Origin of the sequence: Sphingobium sp. AP50 (assembly GCF_900109095.1) — a bacterium.
Taxonomy (GTDB): domain Bacteria; phylum Pseudomonadota; class Alphaproteobacteria; order Sphingomonadales; family Sphingomonadaceae; genus Sphingobium.
The window spans coordinates 1-1,165 of record NZ_FNYZ01000070.1; the positions used below are offsets into that span (position 1 = coordinate 1).

The 1,165-nt window shown below is 58.7% G+C and carries 1 protein-coding gene; it reads right to left on the bottom strand.

The annotated features are described in order from the left end of the window. Positions 1-1,098, bottom strand: coding sequence for an IS630 family transposase (locus tag BMY84_RS28920; RefSeq protein WP_093088611.1), 1,098 nt, complete (start codon positions 1,096-1,098; stop codon positions 1-3). Positions 1,099-1,165 lie beyond the last annotated feature (67 nt).

The window sequence follows — 1,165 nt, forward strand, 5'->3', positions numbered from 1 at the left end:
CTAGTCACCTGAATCCAAAGTTCGGTTCATTGTTTTTTGGCAGAATCGTTTGACCGAGGCGAGGATCTCGTCGGCTGACTTCACCCATTTGTATGGCTTGGGATTTTCATTGTGAGCCGCAATGAATGCCGTGATGTCGGCTTCAAGTTCCGCCGTCGATCGGTGGACGCCGCGCTGCAGCTGCTTGCGCGTCAATTCGGCAAACCAGCGCTCGACCTGATTGATCCAGGAGGCCGATGTCGGTGTGAAGTGGACATGCCAATGGGGACGACGCGCCAGCCAGGCCTTGATCTTCGGCGTCTTGTGAGTGGCATAGTTGTCCATCACAATGTGCACGTCCGCTCCCTTGGGCATCTCGGCATCGATCCGCTTGAGGAAGTCGAGGAACTCGGTTGCCCGGTGTCGTTTGTAGCACTTGCCGATCACCGCGCCGGTGGCGATATCGAGCGCCGCGAACAGTGATGTCGTACCGTTGCGGACGTAAGTATGAGTGCGCCGCTCGGGTACGCCGGGCGCCATGGGCAAGACCGGCTGCTCGCGATCCAGCGCCTGGATCTGCGACTTTTCATCCACGCACAGTACGACCGCCCGGTTCGGTGGCGACAGGTACAGGCCAACTATGTCCTGCACCTTGTCGACGAACAGCGGATCGCTCGACAGCTTGAATGTCTCGGATCGATGCGGCTGCAGGCCAAATGCGCCCCAGATTCGGCGAATGGTGGTGTGCGACAGCCCAGAATCGGCTGCCATCGACCGGATCGACCAATGAGTGGCATCCTTAGGCGTGGTATTCAGCGTGCGCTCGATCACCTGAGCCACCTGCCCATCCGATACCGTGCGGGGTCGGCCAGCACGAAATTCGTCGGTCAGCCCTTCAATGCCATCCTGCACGAACCGACGCCGCCATTTGCCGACAGTATGCTCGTGAACACCGAGGCGTTCGGCAACCTCCTTGCTCTGCAGTCCCTCTGCACAAAGCAGAACCATCCGGCACCGATCAGACAGAGAACGCGGCGCTTTATGCCGTCGAACCTGACCTTCGAGGAAGGAGCGATCCGCAGCGCTCAATACAACCAAATCCGCTTGTCTGCCCACCATCCCCGATATCCCTGCTGGTCCGACAAGGGCATATACAATGATGCCTACTTTAGTTCCAGGTGACTAG